The organism is Peribacillus sp. TE19612 (genome assembly GCF_056279465.1).
In genome coordinates, this window is the sequence record NZ_JBWCCL010000010.1 from 179,572 (window position 1) to 205,367 (window position 25,796).

At 41.5% G+C, this 25,796-nt stretch carries 24 protein-coding genes and 4 tRNA genes; 1 reads left to right on the plus strand and 27 read right to left on the minus strand.

Annotated elements, in window-relative coordinates:
* Nucleotides 1–30 precede the first annotated feature (30 nt).
* The 22 genes from ACZ9AO_RS18565 to ACZ9AO_RS18670 all read right to left on the minus strand — a co-directional run bounded on the left by ACZ9AO_RS18565 (nt 31) and on the right by ACZ9AO_RS18670 (nt 20,140).
* Nucleotides 31–1,251: a S1C family serine protease gene (locus ACZ9AO_RS18565; RefSeq protein ID WP_072272175.1), complete on the minus strand. Its 1,221-nt coding sequence runs from the start codon at nt 1,249–1,251 to the stop codon at nt 31–33.
* Nucleotides 1,252–1,527: 276 nt separating this feature from the next.
* Nucleotides 1,528–2,322, minus strand: coding sequence for an MBL fold metallo-hydrolase (locus ACZ9AO_RS18570; protein WP_034316123.1), 795 nt, complete (start codon nt 2,320–2,322; stop codon nt 1,528–1,530).
* Between the two features lie 6 nt (nt 2,323–2,328).
* Entirely contained in the window at nt 2,329–3,123 is a 795-nt protein-coding gene (locus ACZ9AO_RS18575) for a two-component system regulatory protein YycI (RefSeq protein WP_048685613.1), read from the minus strand.
* Nucleotides 3,110–4,447, minus strand: a complete 1,338-nt coding sequence (locus ACZ9AO_RS18580) for a YycH family regulatory protein (protein WP_476109780.1) — start codon at nt 4,445–4,447, stop codon at nt 3,110–3,112. The genes ACZ9AO_RS18575 and ACZ9AO_RS18580 overlap by 14 nt, the downstream gene beginning before the upstream one ends.
* Entirely contained in the window at nt 4,444–6,276 is a 1,833-nt protein-coding gene (gene walK, locus ACZ9AO_RS18585) for a cell wall metabolism sensor histidine kinase WalK (RefSeq protein ID WP_048685611.1), read from the minus strand. Before walK ends, ACZ9AO_RS18580 begins: the two co-directional genes overlap by 4 nt.
* A 5-nt stretch (nt 6,277–6,281) precedes the next feature.
* Nucleotides 6,282–6,989, minus strand: a complete 708-nt coding sequence (yycF, locus tag ACZ9AO_RS18590; RefSeq protein WP_034316131.1) for a response regulator YycF — start codon at nt 6,987–6,989, stop codon at nt 6,282–6,284.
* A gap of 281 nt (nt 6,990–7,270) precedes the next feature.
* Entirely contained in the window at nt 7,271–8,689 is a 1,419-nt protein-coding gene (locus tag ACZ9AO_RS18595) for a peptidoglycan DD-metalloendopeptidase family protein (RefSeq protein ID WP_476109783.1), read from the minus strand.
* Nucleotides 8,690–9,098: 409 nt separating this feature from the next.
* Nucleotides 9,099–9,171, minus strand: a tRNA-Phe gene (locus ACZ9AO_RS18600).
* A gap of 29 nt (nt 9,172–9,200) precedes the next feature.
* Nucleotides 9,201–9,276 (minus strand) — tRNA-Asp (locus tag ACZ9AO_RS18605).
* 23 nt (nt 9,277–9,299) lie between these two features.
* Nucleotides 9,300–9,371 (minus strand) — tRNA-Glu (locus tag ACZ9AO_RS18610).
* 8 nt (nt 9,372–9,379) lie between these two features.
* Nucleotides 9,380–9,455, minus strand: a tRNA-Lys gene (locus ACZ9AO_RS18615).
* Between the two features lie 278 nt (nt 9,456–9,733).
* Complete coding sequence (locus ACZ9AO_RS18620) at nt 9,734–11,026, minus strand: adenylosuccinate synthase (protein WP_331262607.1); 1,293 nt, start codon at nt 11,024–11,026, stop codon at nt 9,734–9,736.
* A gap of 281 nt (nt 11,027–11,307) precedes the next feature.
* Nucleotides 11,308–12,672, minus strand: coding sequence for a replicative DNA helicase (gene dnaB / locus ACZ9AO_RS18625; RefSeq protein WP_034316139.1), 1,365 nt, complete (start codon nt 12,670–12,672; stop codon nt 11,308–11,310).
* A gap of 140 nt (nt 12,673–12,812) precedes the next feature.
* Complete coding sequence (rplI, locus tag ACZ9AO_RS18630; protein WP_034316140.1) at nt 12,813–13,262, minus strand: 50S ribosomal protein L9; 450 nt, start codon at nt 13,260–13,262, stop codon at nt 12,813–12,815.
* Entirely contained in the window at nt 13,259–15,229 is a 1,971-nt protein-coding gene (locus ACZ9AO_RS18635) for a DHH family phosphoesterase (protein ID WP_095390655.1), read from the minus strand. The genes rplI and ACZ9AO_RS18635 overlap by 4 nt, the downstream gene beginning before the upstream one ends.
* 41 nt (nt 15,230–15,270) lie before the next feature.
* Nucleotides 15,271–16,218 carry a YybS family protein gene (locus ACZ9AO_RS18640; protein WP_048687977.1) on the minus strand — a complete coding sequence of 316 codons (948 nt, stop codon included), beginning with the start codon at nt 16,216–16,218 and terminating at the stop codon, nt 15,271–15,273.
* Between the two features lie 236 nt (nt 16,219–16,454).
* Nucleotides 16,455–16,694 (minus strand): 30S ribosomal protein S18, encoded by a 240-nt coding sequence (gene rpsR, locus ACZ9AO_RS18645; protein ID WP_034316147.1) that lies wholly within the window; start codon nt 16,692–16,694, stop codon nt 16,455–16,457.
* Between the two features lie 47 nt (nt 16,695–16,741).
* On the minus strand, nt 16,742–17,269 hold the full coding sequence (gene ssb / locus ACZ9AO_RS18650) for a single-stranded DNA-binding protein (protein ID WP_034316149.1): 528 nt from the start codon (nt 17,267–17,269) through the stop codon (nt 16,742–16,744).
* Nucleotides 17,270–17,338: 69 nt separating this feature from the next.
* Nucleotides 17,339–17,623 carry a 30S ribosomal protein S6 gene (gene rpsF, locus ACZ9AO_RS18655; protein WP_034316153.1) on the minus strand — a complete coding sequence of 95 codons (285 nt, stop codon included), beginning with the start codon at nt 17,621–17,623 and terminating at the stop codon, nt 17,339–17,341.
* Nucleotides 17,624–17,817: 194 nt separating this feature from the next.
* Nucleotides 17,818–18,918 carry a redox-regulated ATPase YchF gene (ychF, locus tag ACZ9AO_RS18660; RefSeq protein WP_476109789.1) on the minus strand — a complete coding sequence of 367 codons (1,101 nt, stop codon included), beginning with the start codon at nt 18,916–18,918 and terminating at the stop codon, nt 17,818–17,820.
* 168 nt (nt 18,919–19,086) lie between these two features.
* Nucleotides 19,087–19,284: a DUF951 domain-containing protein gene (locus ACZ9AO_RS18665; RefSeq protein ID WP_048687975.1), complete on the minus strand. Its 198-nt coding sequence runs from the start codon at nt 19,282–19,284 to the stop codon at nt 19,087–19,089.
* 19 nt (nt 19,285–19,303) lie between these two features.
* The gene (locus ACZ9AO_RS18670) at nt 19,304–20,140 is read right to left on the minus strand and encodes a mechanosensitive ion channel family protein (RefSeq protein ID WP_048687973.1); all 837 of its coding nucleotides are present in this window, start codon (nt 20,138–20,140) and stop codon (nt 19,304–19,306) included.
* Nucleotides 20,141–20,511: 371 nt separating this feature from the next.
* On the opposite strand from ACZ9AO_RS18670, the gene yyaC reads away from it, so the two are divergent.
* On the plus strand, nt 20,512–21,147 hold the full coding sequence (gene yyaC, locus ACZ9AO_RS18675) for a spore protease YyaC (RefSeq protein ID WP_053536995.1): 636 nt from the start codon (nt 20,512–20,514) through the stop codon (nt 21,145–21,147).
* A gap of 49 nt (nt 21,148–21,196) precedes the next feature.
* Here yyaC and ACZ9AO_RS18680 read toward each other — a convergent pair whose 3' ends face one another.
* The 5 genes from ACZ9AO_RS18680 to rsmG all read right to left on the minus strand — a co-directional run bounded on the left by ACZ9AO_RS18680 (nt 21,197) and on the right by rsmG (nt 25,786).
* Nucleotides 21,197–21,898: a DUF554 domain-containing protein gene (locus ACZ9AO_RS18680; protein ID WP_048687969.1), complete on the minus strand. Its 702-nt coding sequence runs from the start codon at nt 21,896–21,898 to the stop codon at nt 21,197–21,199.
* Nucleotides 21,899–21,950: 52 nt separating this feature from the next.
* A complete protein-coding gene (locus tag ACZ9AO_RS18685) occupies nt 21,951–22,814 on the minus strand; it encodes a ParB/RepB/Spo0J family partition protein (protein WP_476109793.1) in 864 nt (287 codons plus the stop codon).
* A complete protein-coding gene (locus ACZ9AO_RS18690) occupies nt 22,807–23,568 on the minus strand; it encodes a ParA family protein (protein ID WP_034316249.1) in 762 nt (253 codons plus the stop codon). The genes ACZ9AO_RS18685 and ACZ9AO_RS18690 overlap by 8 nt, the downstream gene beginning before the upstream one ends.
* A 260-nt stretch (nt 23,569–23,828) precedes the next feature.
* Entirely contained in the window at nt 23,829–24,689 is an 861-nt protein-coding gene (noc, locus tag ACZ9AO_RS18695) for a nucleoid occlusion protein (protein ID WP_034316169.1), read from the minus strand.
* A 380-nt stretch (nt 24,690–25,069) separates the two neighbouring features.
* Nucleotides 25,070–25,786, minus strand: coding sequence for a 16S rRNA (guanine(527)-N(7))-methyltransferase RsmG (gene rsmG, locus ACZ9AO_RS18700; protein WP_476109796.1), 717 nt, complete (start codon nt 25,784–25,786; stop codon nt 25,070–25,072).
* Nucleotides 25,787–25,796 lie beyond the last annotated feature (10 nt).

Sequence of the window (25,796 nt, forward strand, 5' to 3'; positions counted from 1 at the left end):
GGCATTTTCTGCCCCCTGTCCTTTTGTGCTTTAAATTTCGCTGCTTGAAAGCGTGACTTCCGTTGTTTCTTTCTTTCCGTCACGGTAATAAATGATTTTAACTTTATCACCGACTTGTTTTTCATTGTAAAGGTATTTTCTTAATTCCACGACATCATGGATTTTTTCATTATCCATTCCAACTACGACGTCAAATTCCTTCAATCCTGCTTTGGATGCTGGAGAGTTGCTTTGAACGCCTGTTATCGCAACGCCAGAAGTAACTTTCCTTGGCAGCTTTAATGTATTTTGTTGATGATATTGGGAAATTTCTTCTACAGATGCCAGGTTAACACCCAAGAAAGCACGTTTCACTTCACCAAATTCCTCTATATCATTAATAATCGGGATCACTGAATCGATTGGAATGGAAAGACCGATTCCTTCCACTGCATTTTCTGCAATCTTCATCGAATTTATTCCGATGACCTGCCCTGACATATTAACGAGTGCCCCTCCGCTGTTACCTGGATTAATCGCCGCATCGGTCTGGATGACCTCTGCATTCCAATCCACTTGTCCGTCCTCATTAATATCCACCTCTATCGTGCGCTCCAAACCGGAGATGATCCCTTGTGTGATCGACCCGGAGAATTGAAGGCCTAATGGATTACCAATGGCAATGACGGGCTCACCAGGTTTCAATTTTCCGGAGTTTCCGAATTCAGCTATGGTTTTGATTTTTTCACCATTAACGACAATGACGGCTAAATCTGTCCATGGGTCACTGCCTTGTAGTTCAGCTGGCAATTTAGTGCCATCACTTAATGTCACTTCAAGTTCATTAGCTCCTTCAATGACGTGATTATTCGTGACGATATAGGCCTTGCCCCCATCTTTCTTGTAGACGACTCCAGATCCTGTGCCGGCTTCTGCCGAACTGTCCTCGGCGTTGCTCCCTTGACCCCAGAAGTTCGTTTCCTGAATGTTAGTGATGCCGACCACTGCGTCGCTGGCTTTATCAACGGCATTGGTGACGGCACTTGTTACATCAAGAGTAAGGTTTTGCTGGGACTGCTCCGTGGTCTTTCTCTCCGTTGATTTTTCCGTTGTTATTTCGTTTTCATCGTTATTTAACAGTCCGCTTCCCGGAAAGGCTAATAAAATAAGTAAGGCCCCGATGATGGCGCCCCCCAAGCCTGCTAGAAAATAGCTTGTATGGCTTTTTTTCCGTTTATTTTGGTTCTCATCATTCTGATCATAATAACCCAAGACCGCCCCATCCTCTCATTTTAGGAATGTATTATAGCAATTCTATTGTTTGGTATCCTCCCTCAATTATACTCAATTACCGAAATTTTTCTAAAAAAATGCATGCTTAATTTAATTTAAGGGGCAACATAAAATTGACTAGTATCAGCCATTTTCCTTTTACCTATACAGTTCTAACCAAACGATACCCCTTTTAATCCGATTCGTAACTTACGAATCGAAATTTTTAAAATAAAAAAAGGAATGAACAAGGTATCCCTCATCCATTCCTTTCATTTATAATGTAACAAGTTCCGTTGGTCTTTTCGGATCAGTATCATATAAGGAAAATTGTTCACCCACGATGATCCCCTTTGTCTTTAACGTCTGTTCCACCGACATTCTTGCTAGATCCTTCATATTGTTATCAAGGCTTAAGTGGGCCAAGTAAATCCGCTTGGTCTTATCACCGGCCACTTCGCTCATTGCAAGGGCAGCGTCTTCATTACAAACATGTCCGACATCACTTAAAATCCGGCGCTTGATGCTCCATGGATATTTCCCCATCCTCAGCATGGACACATCATGGTTACTTTCGAATACATAAGCATCGGCATTTGAGATGATTCCTTTCATCCGATCGCTTACGTACCCTGTATCGGTAATAACCACAAGTTTCTTATCTTCATGATGAAAGACGTAAAACATTGGCTCTGCCGCATCATGTGAAACGCCGAAAGATTCTATATCAAGGCTGCCGAACGTTTTGACCTGTTCCATTTCAAATGTGAATTTTTGTTCGGTTGCAATTTCACCGATCGATCGCTCCATGGCATTCCATGTTTTTGCATTCGCATATATCGGGAGTTTATGTTTTCTGGCAACCACGCCAAGACCTTTAATATGGTCGCTGTGTTCATGGGTAACAAGGATACCGGATAGCTTCGACATATCACGGCCTATATCCTGAAACAATGCTTCCAGGGCTTTACCGCTTAAGCCGGCATCGACGAGGAATGATTGATCCTCCGTTTCCACGAAAAAGGCATTTCCTGTACTCCCGCTTGCGAGAACACTAAAATGCATTGTCATCTATACTCACTCCAGTATTTTTTCTTCTGTATTCAATTCAATGACCTCTCCATCAAAAGCATTCACGAAGAGATCCGTTTCGTCATCAATGACCACCCACCATGTTGGCACAAGTAAATGTGACACAGATGTCGTCTGCAGCGAATTGTAATATCCCAATTTTACATTCGTGACGTCGCTTTTGGGATCAATATCACCATTCTGATACAATGCTCCGATAGCATTTAAAGCAGATGTCAATACTTTAGGTTTATTGAATTTTTTGATCCCCTCTAAATACATCTGTTCATAGGAAACGATTTCACCCTTCTTGTTCAGATATAAAGTGACCTTCCCTTTACTATTATTATAAAACATCTTTTTATCTGCCACTTGATAGCAGGTGATGGTCTGGCTTATTTCATCATAGCTCCAAAAATGATACTCATTTCCTTTTAATATATACTCCTTCAGGAATATATCAAGGTCTGCAGCATTAATTTCCGCTTTCATTCCAACCGGTATCTTAAATGTACCCACAAGCTTCTTATCATCGATGATTTTTGCTTTTTGATTTTTCAGGTACTGTATATCTTTCTTCTCGAAAGTCTTGCTTTGGGCAATCAGGAATTGATCCGACTTTTGTTTCGGAAGTGGGGTTTCTATTGAAATCTCATCTTCTTTCAACAGTTCTTCCGTTGATGACTCCGTGAAACTTTCATATTGGGAGTCATTAATCTTTTCCAGGAATTGATAAAGAAGAAAAATATTCAAAACGAAGAAAACCATGATGAAAATCGACTTTGTATTATTCCAATCCACTTTGATCGCCTCCCGTATCTTCATCAAAAGGCACAATAAACCATTTATCGCCGATACGATAATACCAAGTGGGCTCGAGTGTAACTAGAGTTACAAGTTTGGAATCCAGGGATTTATTCAGTTTATAGCCAATCGAGATGTCCTCCACGCTTTTGAAATCGATATTATCTTTCGATTTCAGCTGATTAATTACTTCTTTACCGCTTTGTAAAGTCTTTGGCGATCCTTCTGACGGGAGGACTGAGTCAAGTGAAAAGTATGGGCGGTCATAACTATAAATTTCTTCTTTCCCCCAAATTTGCTCGATTTCTGTCATTCCAGATTCATTGAAGGTCGGATAACCATTTACGAATAAGCGGAATACCACTCGTTGTTCATTCTCCGACATATAGGCAAAGCCGTAATTGTTATTTTCCCAACCGGCATGATCATTGATGAAATCGATGCTTTTTTGCAGAAGGTCACTGGAACTGCCAAATAACTTTCTCTTTTGTGCCGGATTGATATAAGAAATTAAGTAATTCTCTTTATTGACCGTCATAAGTCTTGTTCCATCCGTATATTCCTCACCGACCGAAACCGTTTCCTGGCGAACGAACTTCGGAAAACTAAATAACGCATTTTTCAAGTTTCCAATATCCAAATAGTCAATATAATATTCAAGTTTGTTGATTTCCACTGGGTTTTCCGGGACGAACAGTGTCCTTTTGCTGTTTATCGTTTCGGCAATGTATTCAGGGTGCTTATCATAGGAACCCCTATAAAATGAATCCATGAAATTTCTTAGCTTTTTAGAGTCGACCAAACCTTGATAAATCTTCTCTTGATCGTAGGAAACAAAATAAACGGCAGATTCATTACCGCTGATATCCTTTTGTTTAATGATGATTCGATCAAACGAAAATTCAGGCACTTCCTTATCCCTTATATTCAATACCGTTTTATAAAGAGAGATGGGAATCTCATCGGAGAATTCGATTTCGATCGATCCATCTTCATGAACAAAATCGTCAAATTTCCTTTGCAGCCTTTTTACGGATACCTCTTTTAAACCGCTGAAACGCCATTGTAAAAATTCATTTTCCATTTCATTGATTTCTACCGGGCTGGAGGTCTGGAAATGCTGCCCATTTCCATGGAAAAGGATACTGACTGGTTTAATGACATCACTGACAATCTGGACATCGCTTTTAATCTTTATAAATTCCGACGATTGTTCAAATGGATCATACTCAGGCTCGTACGTCCAAATGCTCCATGTCAAAAATATGCTTGTCCCAACCAAAATAATCAGTATTATACTTTTTGCACGTTCAAAATTCATGACCAATCATCCTCTTCTTCCTGTTCGTAAGGAAGTGTAAAGAACACGGTAGTTCCTTTTCCATCCACACTTTCCGCCCATATTTTCCCGCCATGCGCCACGACCATCTCTTTTGCAATCGCTAAACCAAGCCCTGTCCCACCTAAGTTACGGGCCCTTGCTTTATCCACACGGTAGAAGCGGTCGAATATTTTATCAATGACGTTTTTCGGGATACCCACGCCTTGATCTGTAATGCTCACAATGATAAAGCCATCAGATGCCCTGACGCGGAAAGTCACTTGACCCCCTTCAGGTGAGTACTTTAATGAGTTGGAGATTACATTATAGAGAACCTGGGTGATTTTATCTTCATCAATATCCACAAAATAAGCTTCCTTCGGCAAATCACGCTTAAACGTGATGTCATCATTTTTCGACATTTCAAAACGATCGATGATGTGGTCATAGAATTTATTGAAATTCACCCAGCCTGTTTTAAGCCTATAATCTTTACTGTCCATTTTCGAAAGCTGTAACAGATCATTAACAAGCCTGATCATTCGCTCCGTTTCATTTTGGGTCACACTTAAAAACGATGGAGCGATTTCCTCGTCCTTCCATGCACCTTCAGCCAACGCCTCCAGGTAACTTCTCATCGTCGTTAGCGGAGTTCGCAGTTCATGTGATACATTGGCAACGAATTCCCTGCGTTCGCTCTCGATTTTTTCCTGCTCTGTTATATCATGCAAAACAGTGATCAAACCATTAACGAATCCCGTTTCCTTTTGAATGACCGAAAAATTCCCCCTCAAAATGAAAGGCCGATTTTTTTTGCTGTAATCAAGGATAATGGACTCTCTCTCTTCCAGTAAATCCTCAAATTTATATTCTTCTTCAAGACCCAAAACCTCAATGATCGGTTGGTTCATGACGGTTTCACTGGAGACATTCAATAATTGTGCCGCCGGTTCATTAATCAAGTTCACCCGACCGCGCCTGTCCGTTGAAATTACGCCATCCGTCATATTGGCAAGGACAGATGAAAGCTTACGCCGCTCTCCTTCTGTGCTTGATTGCGACTCTTGGAGTTTTTTGGTCAAATTATTGAAAGTGACGGCAAGCTGGCCAATTTCATCATCGCCATATACCCTGACTTTTCTGGAGAAATTCCCTTTTGCCATCACCAGGGCCTGTTTTCTCATATCAGACATGGGTCTAGTGATCGTTCGTGCGAGCAGGATCCCCAAGATGGCCGTAATGACCAAAGCGATGGCCGTACCCGTCATGAAGATGCTATTGATTTCATCCATCTGTTCAAAGACATTCTCCATCTCGGCTATTACATAGACGGCGCCAATGACCTCCCCATTTGCTTCAACGGGTGTCGAAAGGACCCAGAGCCGCCTGCCTGTTTTCTTATCGCGAAATACATCACTATCTTCTTTTCCAAAAGTGAGCGTATTCTTGATAAGGACCTCTGTCGTCTTCTTCCCTACAATATCCTGGTTACCTGGGGCTGAAGTTCCGATCACGCGTCTGCTGCGGGTGTCGATGACACGTACTTCCGAAATATCATTCGATGAATTATCCCGGTCTTTCAATATCGCATCAATTGCTTCTTCGAGGGTCGGATCTTCCTCTCCCCTCTCTTTTTCCATTTCTTCACCAATACTGTAGGTAAGCAGGTTAACGTGACCTTTTATTGATTTCGTAAAGTTTCCGACAAGATTTTCTTCCAATTCTCCAACAAAATATACCCCGATTATTTGCATCGCCACGAAAATGAGCAATACATAAATCAGAACAAATTTAAAATGAATTGAGCGAAAAAAACCAACCTTTTTCATAGAAACTACTCCTGTTCAGGGTTACGCAGGTAATAACCGACCCCTCTTCTAGTTACAATCCAGCCAGGATGGCTTGGATTGTCTTCAATCTTCTCACGAAGACGTCTGACCGTTACATCGACCGTCCGCACATCACCAAAATAATCATAGCCCCACACGGTTTGTAATAAGTGCTCCCTTGTCATGACCTGACCGATGTGCTTCGCTAAGTAATGAAGCAACTCAAATTCACGATGCGTCAATTCTATCGTATCGCCACGCTTGGATACCACATAGGCATCCGGATGGATAGTGAGCGTGCCTATCGTAATTTCCTTCGGTTCATTTTCTTGATCGGGAACCGGAACAGCTTGCTGACGTCTAAGGTTCGCCTTAACGCGGGCAATTATTTCCCGGGTACTAAATGGCTTTGTCACATAGTCGTCTGCACCAAGCTCCAATCCTAACACCTTATCTATCTCCGAGTCTTTTGCCGTTAGCATGATGATCGGGGTTTCATACTTCTTCCTTACTTCCCTGCATACTTCCATCCCATCGCGCTGCGGCAGCATGATATCAAGTAAAATCAAATCAGGTTGCCGTTCTTCCACCATTTTGAGGGCTTCATTGCCATCATAAGCACAAAAAACTTCGTAGCCCTCTTTTTTTAGATTGAATTGTAATATATCAGCAATTGGCTTTTCGTCATCCACTACCAGAATCTTTTTATCCATGTACTTATCTCCTTTTTAATAACTGAACTGAATCTATTAAAAACCGTGTCCTTATCCGGGACCTTATTCACTTTTCCTTCTGCTTGCACAAAGCTTCGCAACCTAGTTTCAGCAAAGTTACATATATATACCCAATAAAAGGGGCTGAACACCGGAATGAAAGCAAATTGTCTCTATTCTACTTTATCATTTTATAGGCATTAAATCACCTTTTTCCTATTATTCTCATCTATTAATGAAGCAGAAGAAGTCTTCGAATAATTTTCGAAGACTTCCAGCGATTACTGACTTATATAGTTTAGCGGATTAACGAGAGACCCGTTTTTATATATTTCAAAATGGAGGTGGACACCGGTCGAGTGACCTGTTGAACCCATCATGCCAATTTTCATACCTTTTTCAATCTTTTGTCCCGCTATTACATCTATTGAATCCAAATGGGCATACACTGTCTTATACCCATTATTATGATTGATCGTTATCTTATTTCCATATCCTCCGGAATTCCCGGCAGTTTCGATTATCCCATGATCTGCTGCCATTATGGTCCTGGTGGCTGGCCGTGCAATATCGATACCTTTATGAAGTTTCCCCCAGCGCTGGCCCTGCTTACTGGAAATATAGCCCCCATCTGCAGGCCATGAATATGTACCGCTGCCCTGTGAAGGTATGACCTTGGTGCCTTTTCTGGTGATTTCCGTTTTAGCTTCTTCCGTGACTTCTTTTTTTACGATCGTTTCACTGATTTTCTTTCCATTTGTTTCAGATACATTATAGGTGAACGCAAGAATCCCCTCATTCCCCATTTGTTCAGTAATGAGTTCGCCCTTTGGAAGTTCGTCATCCTCCTTCACTTTCTTTTGAAAAGGAATTCTCTCTTCCTTTAATACTTCTCTTTCTACCATTACGTTCACATAGGGGGTACGCTGGGTCACATAGAGACGCTCGCCCTCTTTAACACCTATATCCTCATCCTGTCCCGGATTCAGCTCCAGCAGTTGATCCAGGTCCATATCATGGCTAGTGGCAATGGCTTTAAGATCTTCATCTTCCTTAGCCTCATAGATCGTCGTTTCTTCCTTTCCTTCTTCTATCATGGAAAGGGTTTTATCGACACTCTTGATTTCGTCTGGATATACCATTGTCTCTTTAATCGTAACGGGAAGTGAAAATTCGATGTCCAGAATTCTGCTTCCTGGCTCTTTTAACGAATCGGCATCTTTTTCACTTTCTTTTTTACCTGATTCGTATTCAGCGTATTCCTCTTCATTTACATATAATAAAGTGATTTTCTCCAGAACGTCCTCTGCATCTTCCTTTGACGCAACATAAGCGACCGCCTGGTTATCTATGTCGATTTCATACGCCTCGGCCTTCACATTCAACTGATCCTGAATTCCCTTAACAGCCTGATCCTCTTTAACATCCTCATCGAATACCTCTTCAGGTACGAACTTCAGCTGTGTCTCCTTATCGAATGTAAAGTCAGGATAATCTTCCTGTGCTTCTTCTACCTTATCGGCTACGATGTTTTCGATTTCCGTTTCATCCGTCACACTGCCGACGAACTCATCATTAAGATAAACATGCTGTATGGTTGTAGTTTCCGGTATCCCAGCAGCAGTTACCCGATTGCCCGCAAGCACCAAAATGACGGAAACCATCAACAGGATGATTCCCTTGCCTTTTGAGCTAAACATATATTTTCCTCCTTAACGGCTCAGTCACCAATTAAGAAACTAATCAAATTTATTTGAGATTTATTAGTCCAATTTAAATATCCTGATACTTATGACTGATTTCTATAATGATTTTTATCACTCATAACTCTACCATATTAAGAAAAAAAACAAGAAACCGACTTCATAATGTAATAGAACTGTATAAATGGTGACAACTTGTACCAATAGATATGGTAATGGGGACAGTTCAATAAACTGCGGAAAAAGGAGTGGGCCTAAGCCCAGCAAGGGTAAAAGAGGGTTATATCCCGAATTGGCCGAAAATGGTATGTTACAAAACGGTTAACAATCTATTACAAGATTTCATTCAGAATCCTCTGGGCACATAACAAAAAAACGCCCTAAAGGAAAGGCGTTTATACAAGGATGGCTCAGGACGGAATCGAACCGCCGACACAAGGATTTTCAGTCCTTTGCTCTACCGACTGAGCTACTGAGCCAAATATTCTATTTTAGAATAAAAATAAAATGGCGGTCCCGACGGGAATCGAACCCGCGATCTCCTGCGTGACAGGCAGGCATGTTAACCGCTACACCACGGGACCAGTAAAGCATATATATAAAGAAGTGACCCATACGGGATTCGAACCCGTGTTACCGCCGTGAAAGGGCGGTGTCTTAACCGCTTGACCAATGGGCCGAAAAAAATGGTGAGCCATGAAGGATTCGAACCTTCGACCCTCTGATTAAAAGTCAGATGCTCTACCAACTGAGCTAATGGCTCGTTCTAATGAAATGTTTCTTTGCTGGATGTTAACTTACCATCTGCAGCTTGTTAATGGCTTGTTCTATTGTGACGACGCTTTTGATAATATCATGGTTCTTATAGTTTAGGCAATAGTTTTTTGAAATAAAATTATTTTTTTCTTATCTTTTTTATTTTCCCTATAGTTTTTATCCACATTCACTCGGTATCCCGGACCTCCCGAACGTGACATATAATGCATCGATCTTAAAAATGAAAGAAGAGCCGGCAAAAAAAGCCAGCTCCTTTTTCATGAATTACGCTAGACGCCAAGGGCTTCTCACGACATTTGTTTGGTTACGGTCAGGACCGACAGAGAAAGTGGTCAAAGGAATGCCTACCAATTGAGATACGCGCTCTACATAGTGGCGAGCGTTCTCTGGAAGCTCATCCAATGATTTGCAGCCTGTGATGTCTTCTGACCAGCCTGGCAGCTCTTCATAGACTGGTTTACATTCACCAATCGCTTTCAAAGTCGCTGGTACCTCATGAATGATTTCGCCTTTGTATTCATAGGCCACACAAATTTTGACCGTATCAAGACCTGATAATACGTCAATCGAGTTCAATGATAAATCGGTAATCCCGCTGACACGGCGAGCATGGCGAACGACAACAGCGTCAAACCAGCCTACACGGCGCGGTCTGCCTGTAGTTGTACCATATTCACGGCCAATTTCCCGGATTTGGTTACCGACTTCATCATGCAATTCTGTAGGGAAAGGACCATCGCCCACACGGCTTGTGTATGCTTTACATACTCCAACCACATGGTTGATCTTCGTAGGACCTACACCCGAACCGATTGTAACTCCACCTGCAACCGGGTTGGAAGAAGTGACGAATGGGTATGTTCCTTGATCGATATCAAGCATGACACCTTGTGCCCCTTCGAATAATACCCGTTTTCCTTCATCAAGTGCGTCATTCAATACAACGGATGTATCACAAACATATTTCTGCACTTGTTGTCCGTACTCATAGTATTCTTCCAAGATATCTTCGATTTTGAAACCTTCCGTTTCATAGAAGCGTTCGAACATACGGTTTTTTTCGACAAGATTTTGAGACAATTTTCCCTCGAAAATTTCACGGTCCAAAAGGTCTGCCATGCGGATTCCGTTACGAGCAGCTTTGTCCATATATGCAGGGCCGATTCCCTTTTTAGTCGTTCCAATTTTGTTGGCGCCTTTACGGTCTTCTTCGACTTCATCCAATTTGATATGGTAAGGAAGAATGACATGTGCACGATTCGAGATACGAAGATTATCCGTACTCACCCCATGGCTATGTAAATAAGCAAGCTCCTCTACAAGAGCTTTTGGATCAACTACCATACCGTTTCCAATGACACAAATCTTATCACTATAAAAAATCCCTGACGGAATTAAATGCAGTTTATAGGTAACGCCGTTAAATTTAATTGTATGCCCTGCATTATTCCCACCTTGATAACGAGCGATGGCTTCCGCATTCTGGGATAGAAAATCTGTTATTTTACCTTTACCTTCGTCTCCCCATTGTGTACCGACTACTACAACTGATGACATCTGAATAAAGCACCTCCAAAGGTTCACGTAATACCGATCATTAACCGGTTCTTATCAAACAAACCTATTTTATCAATAATCCAAACTGGAAGTCAATACAAAATCCGAACAATACACTTTTTAAAAAATTCTTTGTTCGTAAATATGAGAAATTTCTTTCCGGTTTTTTTAGGATTGTCAAACATTATTGTACCCTCTGATTTCTTTTTCTATTATCATTAGGGCCTTTCTTTTTCCTGAAACAGAGAAAGCCCGCCATTGCATGAATGGCAGGCAGTCCCCTATGCGCCGGGAGACATCGAATCATCATCGAAGCGGCGTTCGAGATTAACGAATTTATTATATTCTTTTACGAATGCAAGCGAAACCGTGCCCACCGGACCATTACGCTGTTTCGCTATAATGATTTCAATGATATTTTTATTCTCGGATTCTTTATCATAATAATCATCACGGTATAAGAATGCGACGATATCAGCATCTTGCTCGATACTCCCGGATTCCCGGATATCAGACATCATCGGGCGCTTATCCTGACGCTGCTCCACTCCCCGCGATAGCTGGGAAAGGGCGATGACGGGCACTTTAAGTTCACGAGCCAGCGCTTTGAGTGAACGTGAAATCTCGGATACCTCTTGCTGACGGTTGTCGCCTGAACGGCCATCGCCTTGAATTAACTGCAGGTAATCGATCAATATCATGCCAAGGCCATGTTCCTGCTTCAAACGACGGCATTTTGAACGGATTTCACCAATCCTGACACCTGGCGTATCATCGATATAAATGCCGGCATTCGACAAGCTTCCCATCGCCATCGTCAGTTTACGCCAATCCTCATCAGTTAAGGAACCTGTCCGTAAATTCTGGGCGTTGATATTCCCTTCAGCACAGAGCATACGCATAACGAGCTGCTCTGCACCCATTTCAAGACTGAAAATCGCTACATTCTCCTCCGTTTTGGTCGCAACGTTTTGGGCGATGTTCAATGCAAAAGCGGTTTTACCAACCGAAGGACGGGCACCAACTATGATGAGGTCATTACGTTGGAACCCAGCTGTCATTCGATCCAGTTCAGCAAACCCTGTCGGTATTCCCGTGACATCCCCTTTACGGGTAGTCAAAATTTCTATGTTATCGTAAGTCGCAACCAATACATCCTTAATATTTTGAAAAGACCCGGAATTCTTACGCTGGGCCACTTCCATGATCGTTTTTTCTGCTTCACCGAGCAGCTCCTCGACCTCATCCTCGCGACTGTAGCCTTCCTGAGCGATGTTCGTCGCAGTCCGGATCAAACGGCGCAGCAATGACTTCTCCTCGACGATGCGGGCATAATATTCAATATTGGCCGCGGTAGGCACCGATCCGGCCAATTCACTTAAATAAGAAACCCCGCCAACTTCTTCAAGGTTTTTTGTCGCAGCCAATTCCTCTGTCACCGTAATCAAATCGACAGCTTTTCCTTCGTCATTCAATTTAAGCATCACATTAAAGATTTTTTGATGAGAGCTTCTATAAAAATCCTCTGGAATCAAAACTTCCGATGTAACGGTCAATGAAGAGGGCTCAAGAAAAATGGCTCCAAGCACAGCCTGTTCAGCTTCTATATTTTGAGGTGGAATCCTATCCTGAAATTGTTCTATCATATCTTAAAACCTCCCATTCTAAGAGGATACCTTTTATATGTTTCTAGTAAAAAAGAAAAAAGTGAAAGGACAACGTGCCCAATCACATTTTTCGTCTATCTCTATTTTATCAATTTTTCACAGATATGAAACAGCTAAAATTAGTTAATTTCTTTCACATGCACAGTCAGTGTCGCAGTGACTTCAGGATGAAGCTTGACTGGAAGCTTTGTATGCCCTAAAGTGCGGATGCCTTCAGCAAGCTCCATTTTACGTTTATCAACCTTGATACCGTGTTTTTTCTGAAGCTCAGATGCAATTTGTTTAGTCGTGATGGAACCGAATAAACGCCCGCCCTCACCGGCTTTGGCAGATAGTTCAACCGTTAATTTCTCCAGCTGCACTTTCAATTCTTCAGCCTGCTGCAGCTCTTCTGCTGCAAGTGATTCTTCTTTATTTTTCTGTGCTTCCAAAGTTTTCACGTTTGAATTATTTGCTTCAACGGCCAATCCTTGTTTAAGCAGGAAATTATGTGCATAACCATCCGCAACATTTTTAACTTCCCCTTTTTTCCCTTTACCTTTAACGTCTTTAAGAAATATCACTTTCATTCTTTATATCCCCCTTCTAAATATTCATCAATAGCTGTTTTCAATCGACTTTCGGCTTCATCAATGGAGCATACCTGTTGAGTGGCGGCATTCGTTAGATGTCCGCCTCCATTCAACATTTCCATGATCACCTGTACATTGATATCACCAAGAGAACGCGCACTTATGCCCACCGTATCATCAGACCGCTTAGCCATTACAAAGGAAGCGACAACGCCATCCATCGTCAATAGGGTGTCCGCAGCCTGAGCAATGAGCACCTGATTATGAACCTGATCGGTTTTTGCCGCGGCAATGGCAATTCCCTTTTTATAAAAGATGACTTCTTCAATGAGCTTCGAACGTTTGATATAGGTGTCCACGTCTTCTTTTAAGAATTTCTGGACAAGTACCGTATCAGCTCCATGCGCCCTTAGATAAGAGGCAGCATCGAAAGTACGTGATCCTGTTCTTAAGGTGAAGCTTTTCGTATCGACGATGATACCTGCAAGAAGCGCCGTCGACTCCAGCATATCAATTTTTGAGCGTTTCGGCTGATATTCAAGCAGTTCCGTCACAAGTTCTGCCGTTGAAGATGCATATGGCTCCATATAGACGAGCAATGAGTTCTTGATGAACTCCTCACCCCGCCGATGATGGTCGATGACCACAACCTTATCGATTCTATTCAATAACCGCTCTTCAATCACCATGGAAGGTTTATGGGTATCGACCACAACCAGCAAGGTCTCATCCGTAATCATTTCTAATGCATCATCAGGTGTTATGAACCGGGCATACAGCTCTTCTTTATTTTTGATCTCTTCCATTAAACGAAGGACACTGCTGTCGAGCTGCTGGGTGTTTATGACAATATAGCCTTCACGTTCATTCATTTGGGCAACTTTCAAGATGCCGATCGCTGAACCGATTGCGTCCATATCCGGGTTTTTATGGCCCATGACAATGACTTTATCGCTATCAAGGACTATATCCTTCAATGCATGGGAAATCACACGGGCACGGACTCTCGTGCGTTTTTCCATCGGATTGGTTTTGCCGCCATAGAATTTCACTTTTCCATTCGCTTGCTTTATGGCCACCTGGTCACCGCCCCGCCCTAAAGCGAGATCCAAGCTGGACTGGGCAAGCGTACCTAGTTCCGGCAAGGATGATACGGCCGAGCCGACCCCGATGCTCAAGGTAAGTGGTACATTTTGCTTGGCCGTCGTTTCCCTGATTTCATCCAAAATCGAGAATTTCCCCTTTTCAAGCTGCTGAAGGATATGCTCATTAAAGACAGCGATGAATCGTTCCGAGGAAACCCGCTTAAAGAAAACGCCATTATCCCTTGCCCACTTATCGAGAAGTGAGGTAACCAAGCTATTAATGCTGCTTTTACGCTGATCATCCATACCCTGTGTCAAATCATCATAATTATCAAGAAGAATGATCGCAATTGCCGTTCGCTCATCTTCATATAATTTCTCAATTTCCACTTGCTCCGTCACATCAAAAAAGTAAAGAAGCCTTTCATCACGCTTATGGACCACCTTGAATTTCCGATCGTGGAGCGTAAGTGTCTCTGTCTCGATCTCTTGCTTGATTAACGGTACTATCGAGTCCGCAACATCGTATAGCGATCTTCCTGCCAAGGAGTCTTCACTAAAACAAGAAGCCAGGAATGGATTGGTCCATTCAATGTAATAATCCTCATTAAAGAGCATGATCCCAATCGGCATTTCCAATAACGCTTCCTCGCCCACCTTCTTTAAACGGTAGGATAAAGTCGTTATATACTCTTCTGTCTTCCGTTGCTTTTTTTCTACCATTCTTAATGTTAAATAAAATAAACCAGCAAGAATCAAAAGTCCAACAAGTGCAATAACCCAATTATAATAAGCCAGTACGCCCAAAAGTAAAACGACTGCGGCCAGCACCCCATACAATGGGGACTTAATCGAGTATTCTTTCAAATAAGATGGCATAGTTTCAGCTCCTAAAAGCATCTGTTTTACAAAAAAGTCTTCTATTCCTTTTTCTTGATTGTCTCCCTAAAAGGAAAGCCTAAATCTATTATACCTAAAAATCGGACGGCCGTCGTTATAATCGGAATCGGCAGAAGCAAAGAAAAAACCACAATTAAAACAGGTATCGCCTTAACCCATGACTTAACATGAGCGATATAGAATATCAGGGAATATCCTTGTAATAAAATGAAGAACTGCAGTATGAAAAATAGGTTCGTTATGGCCATATATACAAAACTGTTCTTGTCCGTATTCACAAAAAGAGCAAGAAGCATCGTAATTAAATAATACCATAAAAGGCTTTTCGGGAGTCGCAGATCCCGAAAATGAGGCCATTTTAACGCCTTATCACTGAACCTTTTCACAATGGGATGCGCTGCAAAGAAAATCAATAAAACCATGATGACGGACATCAAGACGAACAAACTTGGCATCAGCGTGTTCATCATATCGATCGATTCATACATCCGCTTTTGGACTTGTTCCGTCGGTGCCTGTCCAAAAGAATCCATGATGCCGATTGTATTTTCAAGGGACTCCTCGGCCATGTTCATCGATTCCTCTATGTAATTAACATCCGTTATCAACACTGAAGCTGCATATATTAATAAAATGCCTCCCAGGAAGACAAGGACTGCGCTTATGAACATAGGTGCCATCGGTTTGTCCTTTTTCAAAAAATAGCCGATCGCAATTCCCGTTGCCCCCATGAGCAAGGTCAGCGGAACAGACAATATCGTCCCAATGAGGATCGACAATAACGAGGCTACAAATAAGTAACCAAGGCTCCACGATAACTTTTGTTTGATTGTGACCAGTATGAATGGAATGGGTAAAAAGAAAGTAGTGAAAATACCCAATAGTGGGATTTGAATGGTGATGAACAATAAAATGCAATATAGTGCCAGAAGTGCTCCGCCCTCGGCAATTCGTCTCCCGCTATTCATCTTTATTTCACCCCCTGTTATGATTGATGTCTTATCTCCATCTTTATATTGTATCCGTTACGGCCAGGATATTTCAAACATCACAGTCTTTTTTGGGATATGATTATTTTTTCTGAGGAAAACACCCGGATAAATTTCTTCTGAAATAAAAAAAACGCCATTCAGCGGTTTACAGGCATAAGTGACAACTTATTAAAAAAGGCACATTAAGGATTGCTCCTCAATGTGCCAATTTATTATTCACCAGATACATATGGTAGTAATGCCATAGTACGTGAGCGTTTAATAGCAATCGTTAATTTACGTTGATATTTAGCGCTTGTGCCAGTTACACGACGTGGTAAAATTTTACCGCGTTCTGAGACGAATTTTTTAAGAAGATCTACATCTTTGTAATCGATTTTAGTGATTCCGTTAGATGTGAAATAACAAACCTTTTTACGCTTACCGCGTCCTTTACGTCCACCCATTGCCATAATAAATTTCCCTCCCTGCATTTTGAATTTTCATTTCAAACGGCTGTTTAAAATGGAAGATCGTCATCTGAAATGTCGATTGTCTTTCCGTCATTTGCAAATGGATCATCATCTACACGAGTGTAGTTGTTATTGCTCCGTTGATTCTGATTAGGATTTTGTCCATACGAATTGTTGTCATTTCCGTTATTATTGCCATAACTTCTTTGACCCCCACCGTAAGAACCGCCTTCATTTCTTTCACCCGCTGAACTGCTTCGTGGTTCAAGGAATTGAACACTCTCAGCCAGAATCTCCGTCACATATACGCGTTTGCCGTCTTGTCCTTCATAATTACGTGTTTGGACACGTCCATCCACGCCAGCTAAACTGCCCTTTTTCAAGAAGTTAGCTACATTTTCTGCCGGTTTACGCCAAACTACACAGTTAATGAAATCCGCTTCACGTTCACCTTGCTGATTCGTAAAACTACGGTTCACAGCTAAAGTAAAGGTAGCTACGGGAACTCCATTAGGTGTATATCGTAATTCAGGATCTTTAGTTAAGCGTCCTACCAAAACTACGCGATTCATCATCAGAATCAACCCCTAGGTTTCAAGCTTGTTTCATGTGAAACAAGATTAGAATTTATATTAAATATCGAATTATACTTCTTCTCTAGTAGCCATGTGGCGAATAATGTCTTCACTGATTTTAGCTAGACGATCGAATTCTTGAATCGCAGCACTTTCAGCGTTAACTTTAAGAAGCATGTAGTAACCATCACGGAAATCATTGATTTCATATGCAAGACGGCGTTTACCCCATTCTTTTGCTTCTACTTCCGCACCATTATCAGAAAGGATTGTGTTGAAACGTTCAACTAAAGCTTTTTTAGCTTCTTCCTCAATGTTTGGACGGATGATATACATAATTTCGTATTTTCTCATCACTGTCACCTCCTTTTGGTCTAAGCGGCCCAATTGGGCAAGGAGCAATTATTTATAATTACTCACAAGATAAAATTATAGCATAGTTAAAGAGGCTTTGCAACGAACGGTTCGACTTATTACAATTAAATGTAATCTAATGATTTAAGTCTTAAAAAAAGACCCTACATATGGAATGGTAGGGTCTTTGATTCTTATACGTTGAAACGGAAATGGATAACATCGCCATCGTTAACGATGTATTCTTTTCCTTCCAAACGAACTTTACCCGCTTCTTTTGCGGCACCATGACTGCCCGCTTCAAGTAAATCGGTATAAGATACCGTTTCGGCACGGATGAAACCGCGTTCGAAGTCCGTGTGAATGACGCCGGCACATTGAGGGGCTTTCATTCCTTTGCGGAATGTCCAAGCCCGCACTTCCTGTACACCAGCTGTAAAGTATGTTGCCAATCCAAGCAGATTATAAGAAGCACGGATCAACTGATCTAGACCTGACTCCTCGATGCCAAGTTCAGATAGGAACATTTCCTTTTCTTCACCTTCAAGCTCTGCAATTTCTTCTTCGATTTTGGCACAAATCACGATTACTTCGGCATTTTCCTTAGCGGCATATTCACGAACTTGCTGTACATATTCATTATCGTCAGCATTCGCCACTTCTTCTTCGCTCACGTTCGCCACGTAAAGCGTCGGCTTAGCTGTAAGTAAATGCATGCCCTTCACAATTTTTTGCTGTTCTTCGGTAAACTCGACGGAACGTGCAGGCTTTTCATCTTCCAATGCTTCTTTTAAAGCCACAAGGATTTCATGTTCTGCTACAGCGGCTTTATCTTTTTGCTTGGCCATTTTTCCGACACGGTCGATGCGTTTGACAACAGATTCCAAATCGGCAAGGATCAATTCAAGATTGATGACCTCGATATCATCGATTGGATTTACTTTTCCGGAAACATGGGTAATGTTATCGTCTGCAAAGCAACGGACGACTTGACAAATTGCATCCACTTGACGGATATGAGAAAGGAATTTATTACCTAATCCTTCTCCTTTACTTGCTCCTTTTACGATCCCGGCGATATCCGTGAATTCAAATGCTGTCGGAACCGTTTTTTTCGGTTTTACCAATTCAGTCAATTTTTGCAGACGGTGATCTGGCACTTCCACAATCCCAACATTCGGGTCGATCGTACAGAAAGGATAGTTGGCAGATTCCGCACCTGCCTGAGTTATTGCATTAAATAAAGTGGATTTACCTACGTTAGGCAAACCGACTATACCAGCTGTTAAAGCCATTTATATTTCACTCCTTCAAGATGATTCGTACATATGGGAAAAGGACTGATCTTCTATAAAGACCATCCAATTACCTAAACCTTTCCCAATTATAGATTTCGCTTCCTAAAAAGACAAGTAAATCATGAGAAACGCCGGACTACTTTCACTCCCCAAAAAAAAGCATGATCACCCCTCATGCTTTTGCAGAACTTTTTTCATTTTCTTCGCGAATTCACGTCGAGGCAGCATCACGCTATGACCGCATCCTTCACATTTTATCCGGATATCCATTCCGAGCCGTATAATTCTCCACTTATTCACTCCACAGGGATGTGGTTTCTTCATTTCCACAATATCCTTAAGTGCAAATTCCTTTTCTTCCATAATCATGGGCCCCCAATTCCTATGACTCGCTGCCATTGTACGTAGATTTAATCCCACTTGCATCAAGCGCAGCACTTATTTCTTTTCTTAATATCCTACTGATTTCAATGTGATGCATCGGCTTTGTTTCCGCTTTAATCCGAAAGACGATTTCTTCAGGACTGATTTTTTCAATTCCCAAAAATTCAGGAGCTTTGATCAAGGCTTCGTATTTGCCTTCCATACTGTTTAAAAGATCAATCAGCACCTTCTCAGCACGCTCGGTCGATCCATCGTTAGGTATGGTCACATCAACTATTGCCACACTATTTAAAATGGAATAATTCGTAACCTGGATGATGCTGCCGTTGGGTATGAAGTGCAATTCACCTGCACCGCTTTTAATTTTCGTCGTACGAAGCCCGATTTCAATGACTTCCCCTTCAAAAGTATTGATTTTAATATAATCCCCAACCGAGAACTGATCTTCAAAGATAACGAAAAACCCGGTAATTATATCCTTGACTAAACTTTGTGCGCCAAATCCAATGGCCAAACCGAGAACACCCGCACCTGCGAGTAATGGCATTACATGAAGACCAAGAATCTCCAGAATCATCAACAAGGCAATGAAATTGATGACATAGGTAATGATATTTTCCAGCAATTTAATGAGTGTCGCTTCCCTGCGTTCCGTTACCCGAATGGGACTTCTTAAACGTGCTTTGAAAAATTTATTCAGAATAGTCTTTCCTATTGTAATAATAATACGCGATAACAGCAGAACAAGGAAGATTTTAATAATGCCCTCGCCCATCAGCAGCCATATCTTTTCATCCAATATCTCTTTTGCAACGTTATCATAAATGCGATCCATATTTTCCTCCTGCCTAATGCAAATAACAGCAAAACTATTATATCTTCGACGTATTCCTCTACCCTCCATGCATGGAGGTAACCATGAAATAGAGAGATTTTCTCTATTTTATCAATAAATAATGGTTTCTGTACAAAAAAATTATGGGTATATAGTTAATAGAATTTAGAAATTTTTTCCCGAACATTCAAATGATTATTTACTAGAAAGTATAGATGAAAGCAATTGGTAGAGGATAACGTCGATTCATATCCCCTTCACCTGTTTGCATGTTTTACAAAAAATTCCCTCACCCATCATGTTAAATACCGTATATTTTCCTCTTTTTATCCGTATACTGTAATACCAAATAAAGTAAAGGAGTTGAGCCGATGAATCTGAATTCTAGTCTATTTAATAATAATAAAAATAGATTAAGTCGCATCCTGCATGAAGATACGGATGCATCCAAACAAATTTCCCAGGAATTAATCAACCTCCTCCCAACAGGAAAGCTTCAACCAATCGTCATCGTCTGCATAGGCACAGACCGTTCCACAGGCGATTCACTCGGACCACTTGTCGGCACTCTGCTTAGTGAAAAGGCTGAAAACAGTTCTTCTTCATTCCATGTTTATGGTACTCTGGATGACCCTATACATGCGATGAATTTACAGGAAAAATTAAATGAAATTAAAAAGCTGCATGCCAATGCCTTTATAGTCGGAATCGATGCTTGCTTGGGGAAAATGAAAAGCGTCGGCATCGTTCAGATCGGCCAGGGACCAGTTAAGCCGGGTGCCGGGGTCAATAAAGATCTTCCTTCCGTCGGAAATGCCCATATTACAGGAATCGTGAATGTAAGTGGATTCATGGAGTTCATGGTCTTGCAGAACACGCGTCTTAATCTTGTGCTAAAAATGGCCAAAACCATTGCCGAGGGGATTTATGAAGCACAAAATCATTATCCAATAAAACCTTCCATCACTCCTTTCACATGGTCATTCAAGCAAGAAAAAACCCTTTGATCGGTTTTTTCATAAAAAAGAAGGAAGGGGCCAGCCCCTTCCTTCTTTTTTATACATAATACATGAAAGTAACCAGAATGGCAGTGATCATTATGCCCGGAAGCAGATTCGCCACCCTGATTTTGGTGACACCGATAATATTCAAACCAATCGCCAAAATCATGACTCCACCAGTTGCCGTCATTTCCAATATGAAGGAATCCATTAATGCAGATGGGATCATCGTATTGATCTGCCTTGAAAAAACCGCCAGGAATCCCTCATAAAGAATGATCGGAAATGCTGAAAAAAGTACCCCTATGCCTAGCGTGCTGGCGAGGACAAGTGCTGTGAATCCATCGATTATCGCTTTTGTTATCAAAACGTCATGATCATTCCGGATACCACTATCCAGGGCACCGATAATGGCCATCGCCCCAATCCCAAATATGAGCGTAGCCGTTACAAACCCCTGAGATATCGAGGTTCCTTCCTTCGCTTTCATCCTGCGTTCAATCCAATTGCCTAAAGAATTAAGCCTGCCCTCAAGATTCATCCATTCACCGAGGACCGCCCCGCCGACAATACTTAAAATGACAACAAGGAAATTATCACTTTTAAACCCCATCTGCAAACCTAAAACCATCACGGCTAAACCGATACCGCTCATGACCGTTTCTTTAATCTTTTCAGGTATACGTTGTAAAAACCTTCCTAAAATCGAGCCGATTAAAATGCAGGCACCATTCACCAAAGCCCCTAATAATACCATCTCATCCACCTAATTTTCTGCATAAGTCTTCATGATCTTTTCATAAGGGGATCTAAGAGGAAAGGTTCTCTTGATCAATCAAGTTCAAAATTCTCTCTAAATCTTCTTTTGAAAAGAATTCTATTTCTATTTTTCCTTTTTTCTTGCTTTGTTTTATCGTTACACTCGTTCCTAGTCTTTCACGCAGACTTGTCTCCCTTTGCTTTATGAAGATATCTTTTTTCTCTTGTTTCTTAGGTTTGGTTTCACGTGAAACGGTATCATTCAATTGATGTATATACTGCTCTAGCTGTCTGACATTCATACCTTCCTTGAGGATTTTATCCGCTACCGGCTTGAGCATCTCTTTTTTCTTTAAACCCAGCAATGCCCGGCCATGTCCCATGGAAATTTCCCCATCGGAGATATATCTCCTAATTCCTTCAGGCAAAGATAGTAATCTAACATGGTTGGCAATATGGGGTCGGCTTTTTCCCAGCCGGTTGGCCAGCTGCTCCTGGGTGAATTCCAATTTATCAAGAAGCGTTTGATAAGCGGCAGCCTCCTCGATCGGATTCAAATCTTCCCGTTGCAGGTTTTCCAAAATGGCCAGTTCCATCATCTGCTGTTCACTCAATTCCCTCACAACGACTGGAACTGTCTCTAAGCCAGCTTCCTTGGCAGCACGATAACGCCTTTCCCCAGCCACGATTTCATATCCCTTAATACTTTTCCGGGCAATAATCGGCTGTAATATCCCATGCTCCATGATGGATTGCTTTAATTCCTCTATAGCTTCTAGCCGAAAGCTCTTTCGGGGCTGATAAGGATTTGGCCTTAATTCCCTTAATTTGATTTCGCGCACGATTTCATCTTTACTGATCTCCCCACTGTTGAAAAGTAGTGCGTTAAGTCCTTTGCCAAGCCCTTTAGCCATTTGATACCACTTCCTTTGCCAATTCTAGATAGACCTCCGCCCCTCGTGACTTTGGATCATATATAATTATCGGTTCTCCATGGCTCGGTGCTTCACTCAAACGGACATTGCGGGGAATGATGGTTTGGTAGACTTTATCCTGAAAGTATTTTTTGACTTCTTCTATGACCTGGAGACCTAAATTTGTTCTTGCGTCCAACATCGTCAATAGCACACCCTCGATTTTCAAATCATGGTTCAAATGCTTTTGGACGAGGCGGACCGTATTCAATAGTTGACTCAAACCCTCCAATGCATAATATTCACATTGTACCGGGATCAAAACAGCATCGGCGGCCGTTAAGGCATTAAGCGTCAGCAAACCCAATGATGGAGGACAGTCAATCACAATGTAATCATACTGGCTTTGCACCTCTTCTAACGCCCTTTTTAATCGGACTTCCCTTGAGATGGTTGGAACAAGTTCAATTTCTGCACCCGCAAGTTGAATTGTCGCAGGTATAGCATATAGGTTTTCTACCTTTGTTTCCATGATAACGGTACTGGCCTCAACATCATCAACCAATACATCATAAATACATTGTTCCACATCTGCTTTGTCAATACCTGCTCCGCTTGTCGCATTTCCCTGCGGGTCAATATCGACCATTAAGACTTTCTGTCCAATGTATGCAAGACAAGCACTTAAACTGACAGAAGTTGTCGTTTTTCCAACACCGCCCTTTTGATTGGCAATGGCGAGAATCTTACCCACGAATTCACCCGCTTTCAACTATCTTCATGAAGCTATATCTATTGATTTTTACCGTGAATCCAATTATTTCTTTCTATTTTATCATGAATGTTACTGGAAGAAATCGTTTTCTGAAATTCCTCTTAAAATTTGAAATACATCTAAAAGCATTAAAAATCCAGGAAAAGTTGAATGTTTTAAAAGTGGAAAATGCCAGTTTTGGAGAGAAAATAAAAAAAGCTTGGTAATCGGAGACTACCAAGCGGGCTAAGGATGGGGAATCAAGTTTTTTTCTTGGGTATTTTAATCGTGAACTGATAATACTCTTCGAATTCTTCTTCCTCTGCATCCAGATTTATTCCATTGTCTGTAACCATACTGAGTGATTGGCGGATGGTATTCACGGCAATCCTCATGTCTTTACTAAACGCTTTTCGCTTAGGTTTCGGCTTCTGCACAGTACCCGTTAAGAGCTTGACGACCTGCTCTTCGGTCTGCTTGACGTTTAACCCTTTTTCGATGATTTCCAAAAGCAGTTTTAACTGCTTTTCAGGACTCTTTAACGGTATCAACGAGCGGGCATGGCGTTCCGTAATTTGCTTTTGAAGAAGTGCATCCTGAACCTCCTGCGGCAGCTTAAGCAGCCGCAGCTTATTCGCCACGGTAGATTGACCGATTCCCAGTCTTTGTGCCAGGGCTTCTTGGGTTAAACTATGCAGCTCCAATAGTTTTCCGTAAGCCAAAGCTTCTTCAATCGGTGTCAGTTCTTCACGCTGAAGGTTTTCTATCAGCGCAACCGAAGCCGTTTCTGTATCGGTGAAATCTTTGATTATAGCAGGTGCCAATTCCCAGCCAAGCTTTTGCATGGCCCGGAAACGACGCTCACCTGCAATGATTTCATATTTTCCCTGACCATAAGCCCTTACTACAATTGGTTGAATGATCCCATGTGTATGGATCGTTTGAGCCAATTCGGCAATTTTATCGTCATTAAAAACGGTCCTTGGTTGAAATCGATTAGGCACAATGTCAGAAATGGAAATTTTTCTTATTTCTTCATTATTATTGCTAGGTGTCTCCATCTCTAGTTGCTCTTCTTCTTTTTCGCCAAACCCAAAGAACCGCGAAAAAGGATGCTTCATCTTCCTACACCACCTTTTAAAACTCCCAAATAACATATTCTCTATTTAAAGGACAAGTCCTGCATACATTTCCCGACATGGTTATACATATGGCCCTTCACTGTAAAAAACATGTCGACTGGCGCCATCAAGGCAATAATGAGGGTCGACGGCCAGTTTTTATAAATATCGGCCGGCTTTCCCAAAATTATTTCCCTGAATCAGCTAGCTAAGGGCACACGTCTTAACCTGTACCGAAAATGCCTTCTTGTTGGCAAATGCAGTATTAAGTGAAAATAATAAGGTCATACATTTATAGTAAAAGAAAATAAGGGCAAGTACCAGCCATATATATCTGAATCCTCTGCTCTTACTATGAAATCATACTCATCGTACAGAGGTTATTCAATAGGCTGCTTATTCGGTGTCCCTGGTTTTCTTGGGTATTTTTTAGGAGTCTTCTTCACTTTTTTTACAGTAATGATGTTTCTTTCACTATTTTCCTCTGGCAATGTGAAAGGATGAATTTCTTCGATTTCTCCGCCTAATGTAAAAATGGCCTTCTTCCCTGTATCCATTTCATCTTGTGCACTAGCCGCTTTCATGGCAATGAACGTCCCATCCAGTTTAACAAGCGGCAAACATAGTTCACTTAAAACCGACATCCTGGCTACCGCCCTCGCCATGACAATATCATAGGATTCACGATGCTCCGGTTTTTGGGCGAAGGTTTCCGCCCGGTCATGATAAAAAGATACTCCCTTTAATTGCAATGAATCCGCAAGGTGATTCAAAAAAGAAATTCGCTTATTCAAGGAATCCACAATCGAGACGTGGATATCAGGGAAACAAATCTTCAATGGAATACTCGGAAATCCAGCTCCAGCCCCAACATCGCAAATTCGATAGGATTCGTTAAAGTCAAAATAGAAGGCTGCACTGATTGAATCATAAAAATGCTTAAGATAAACTTCTTCTTTATCTGTGATGGCTGTTAAGTTCATCTTTTCGTTCCATTCCACCAATAATCGATAATATGTGTCAAACTGATCAAGCTGGTGAGGAGAAAGCTCGATCCCTTTCTCCAGCAGTGCTTGTTGGAACTGTTCAATATTCATGTTTTTTCAA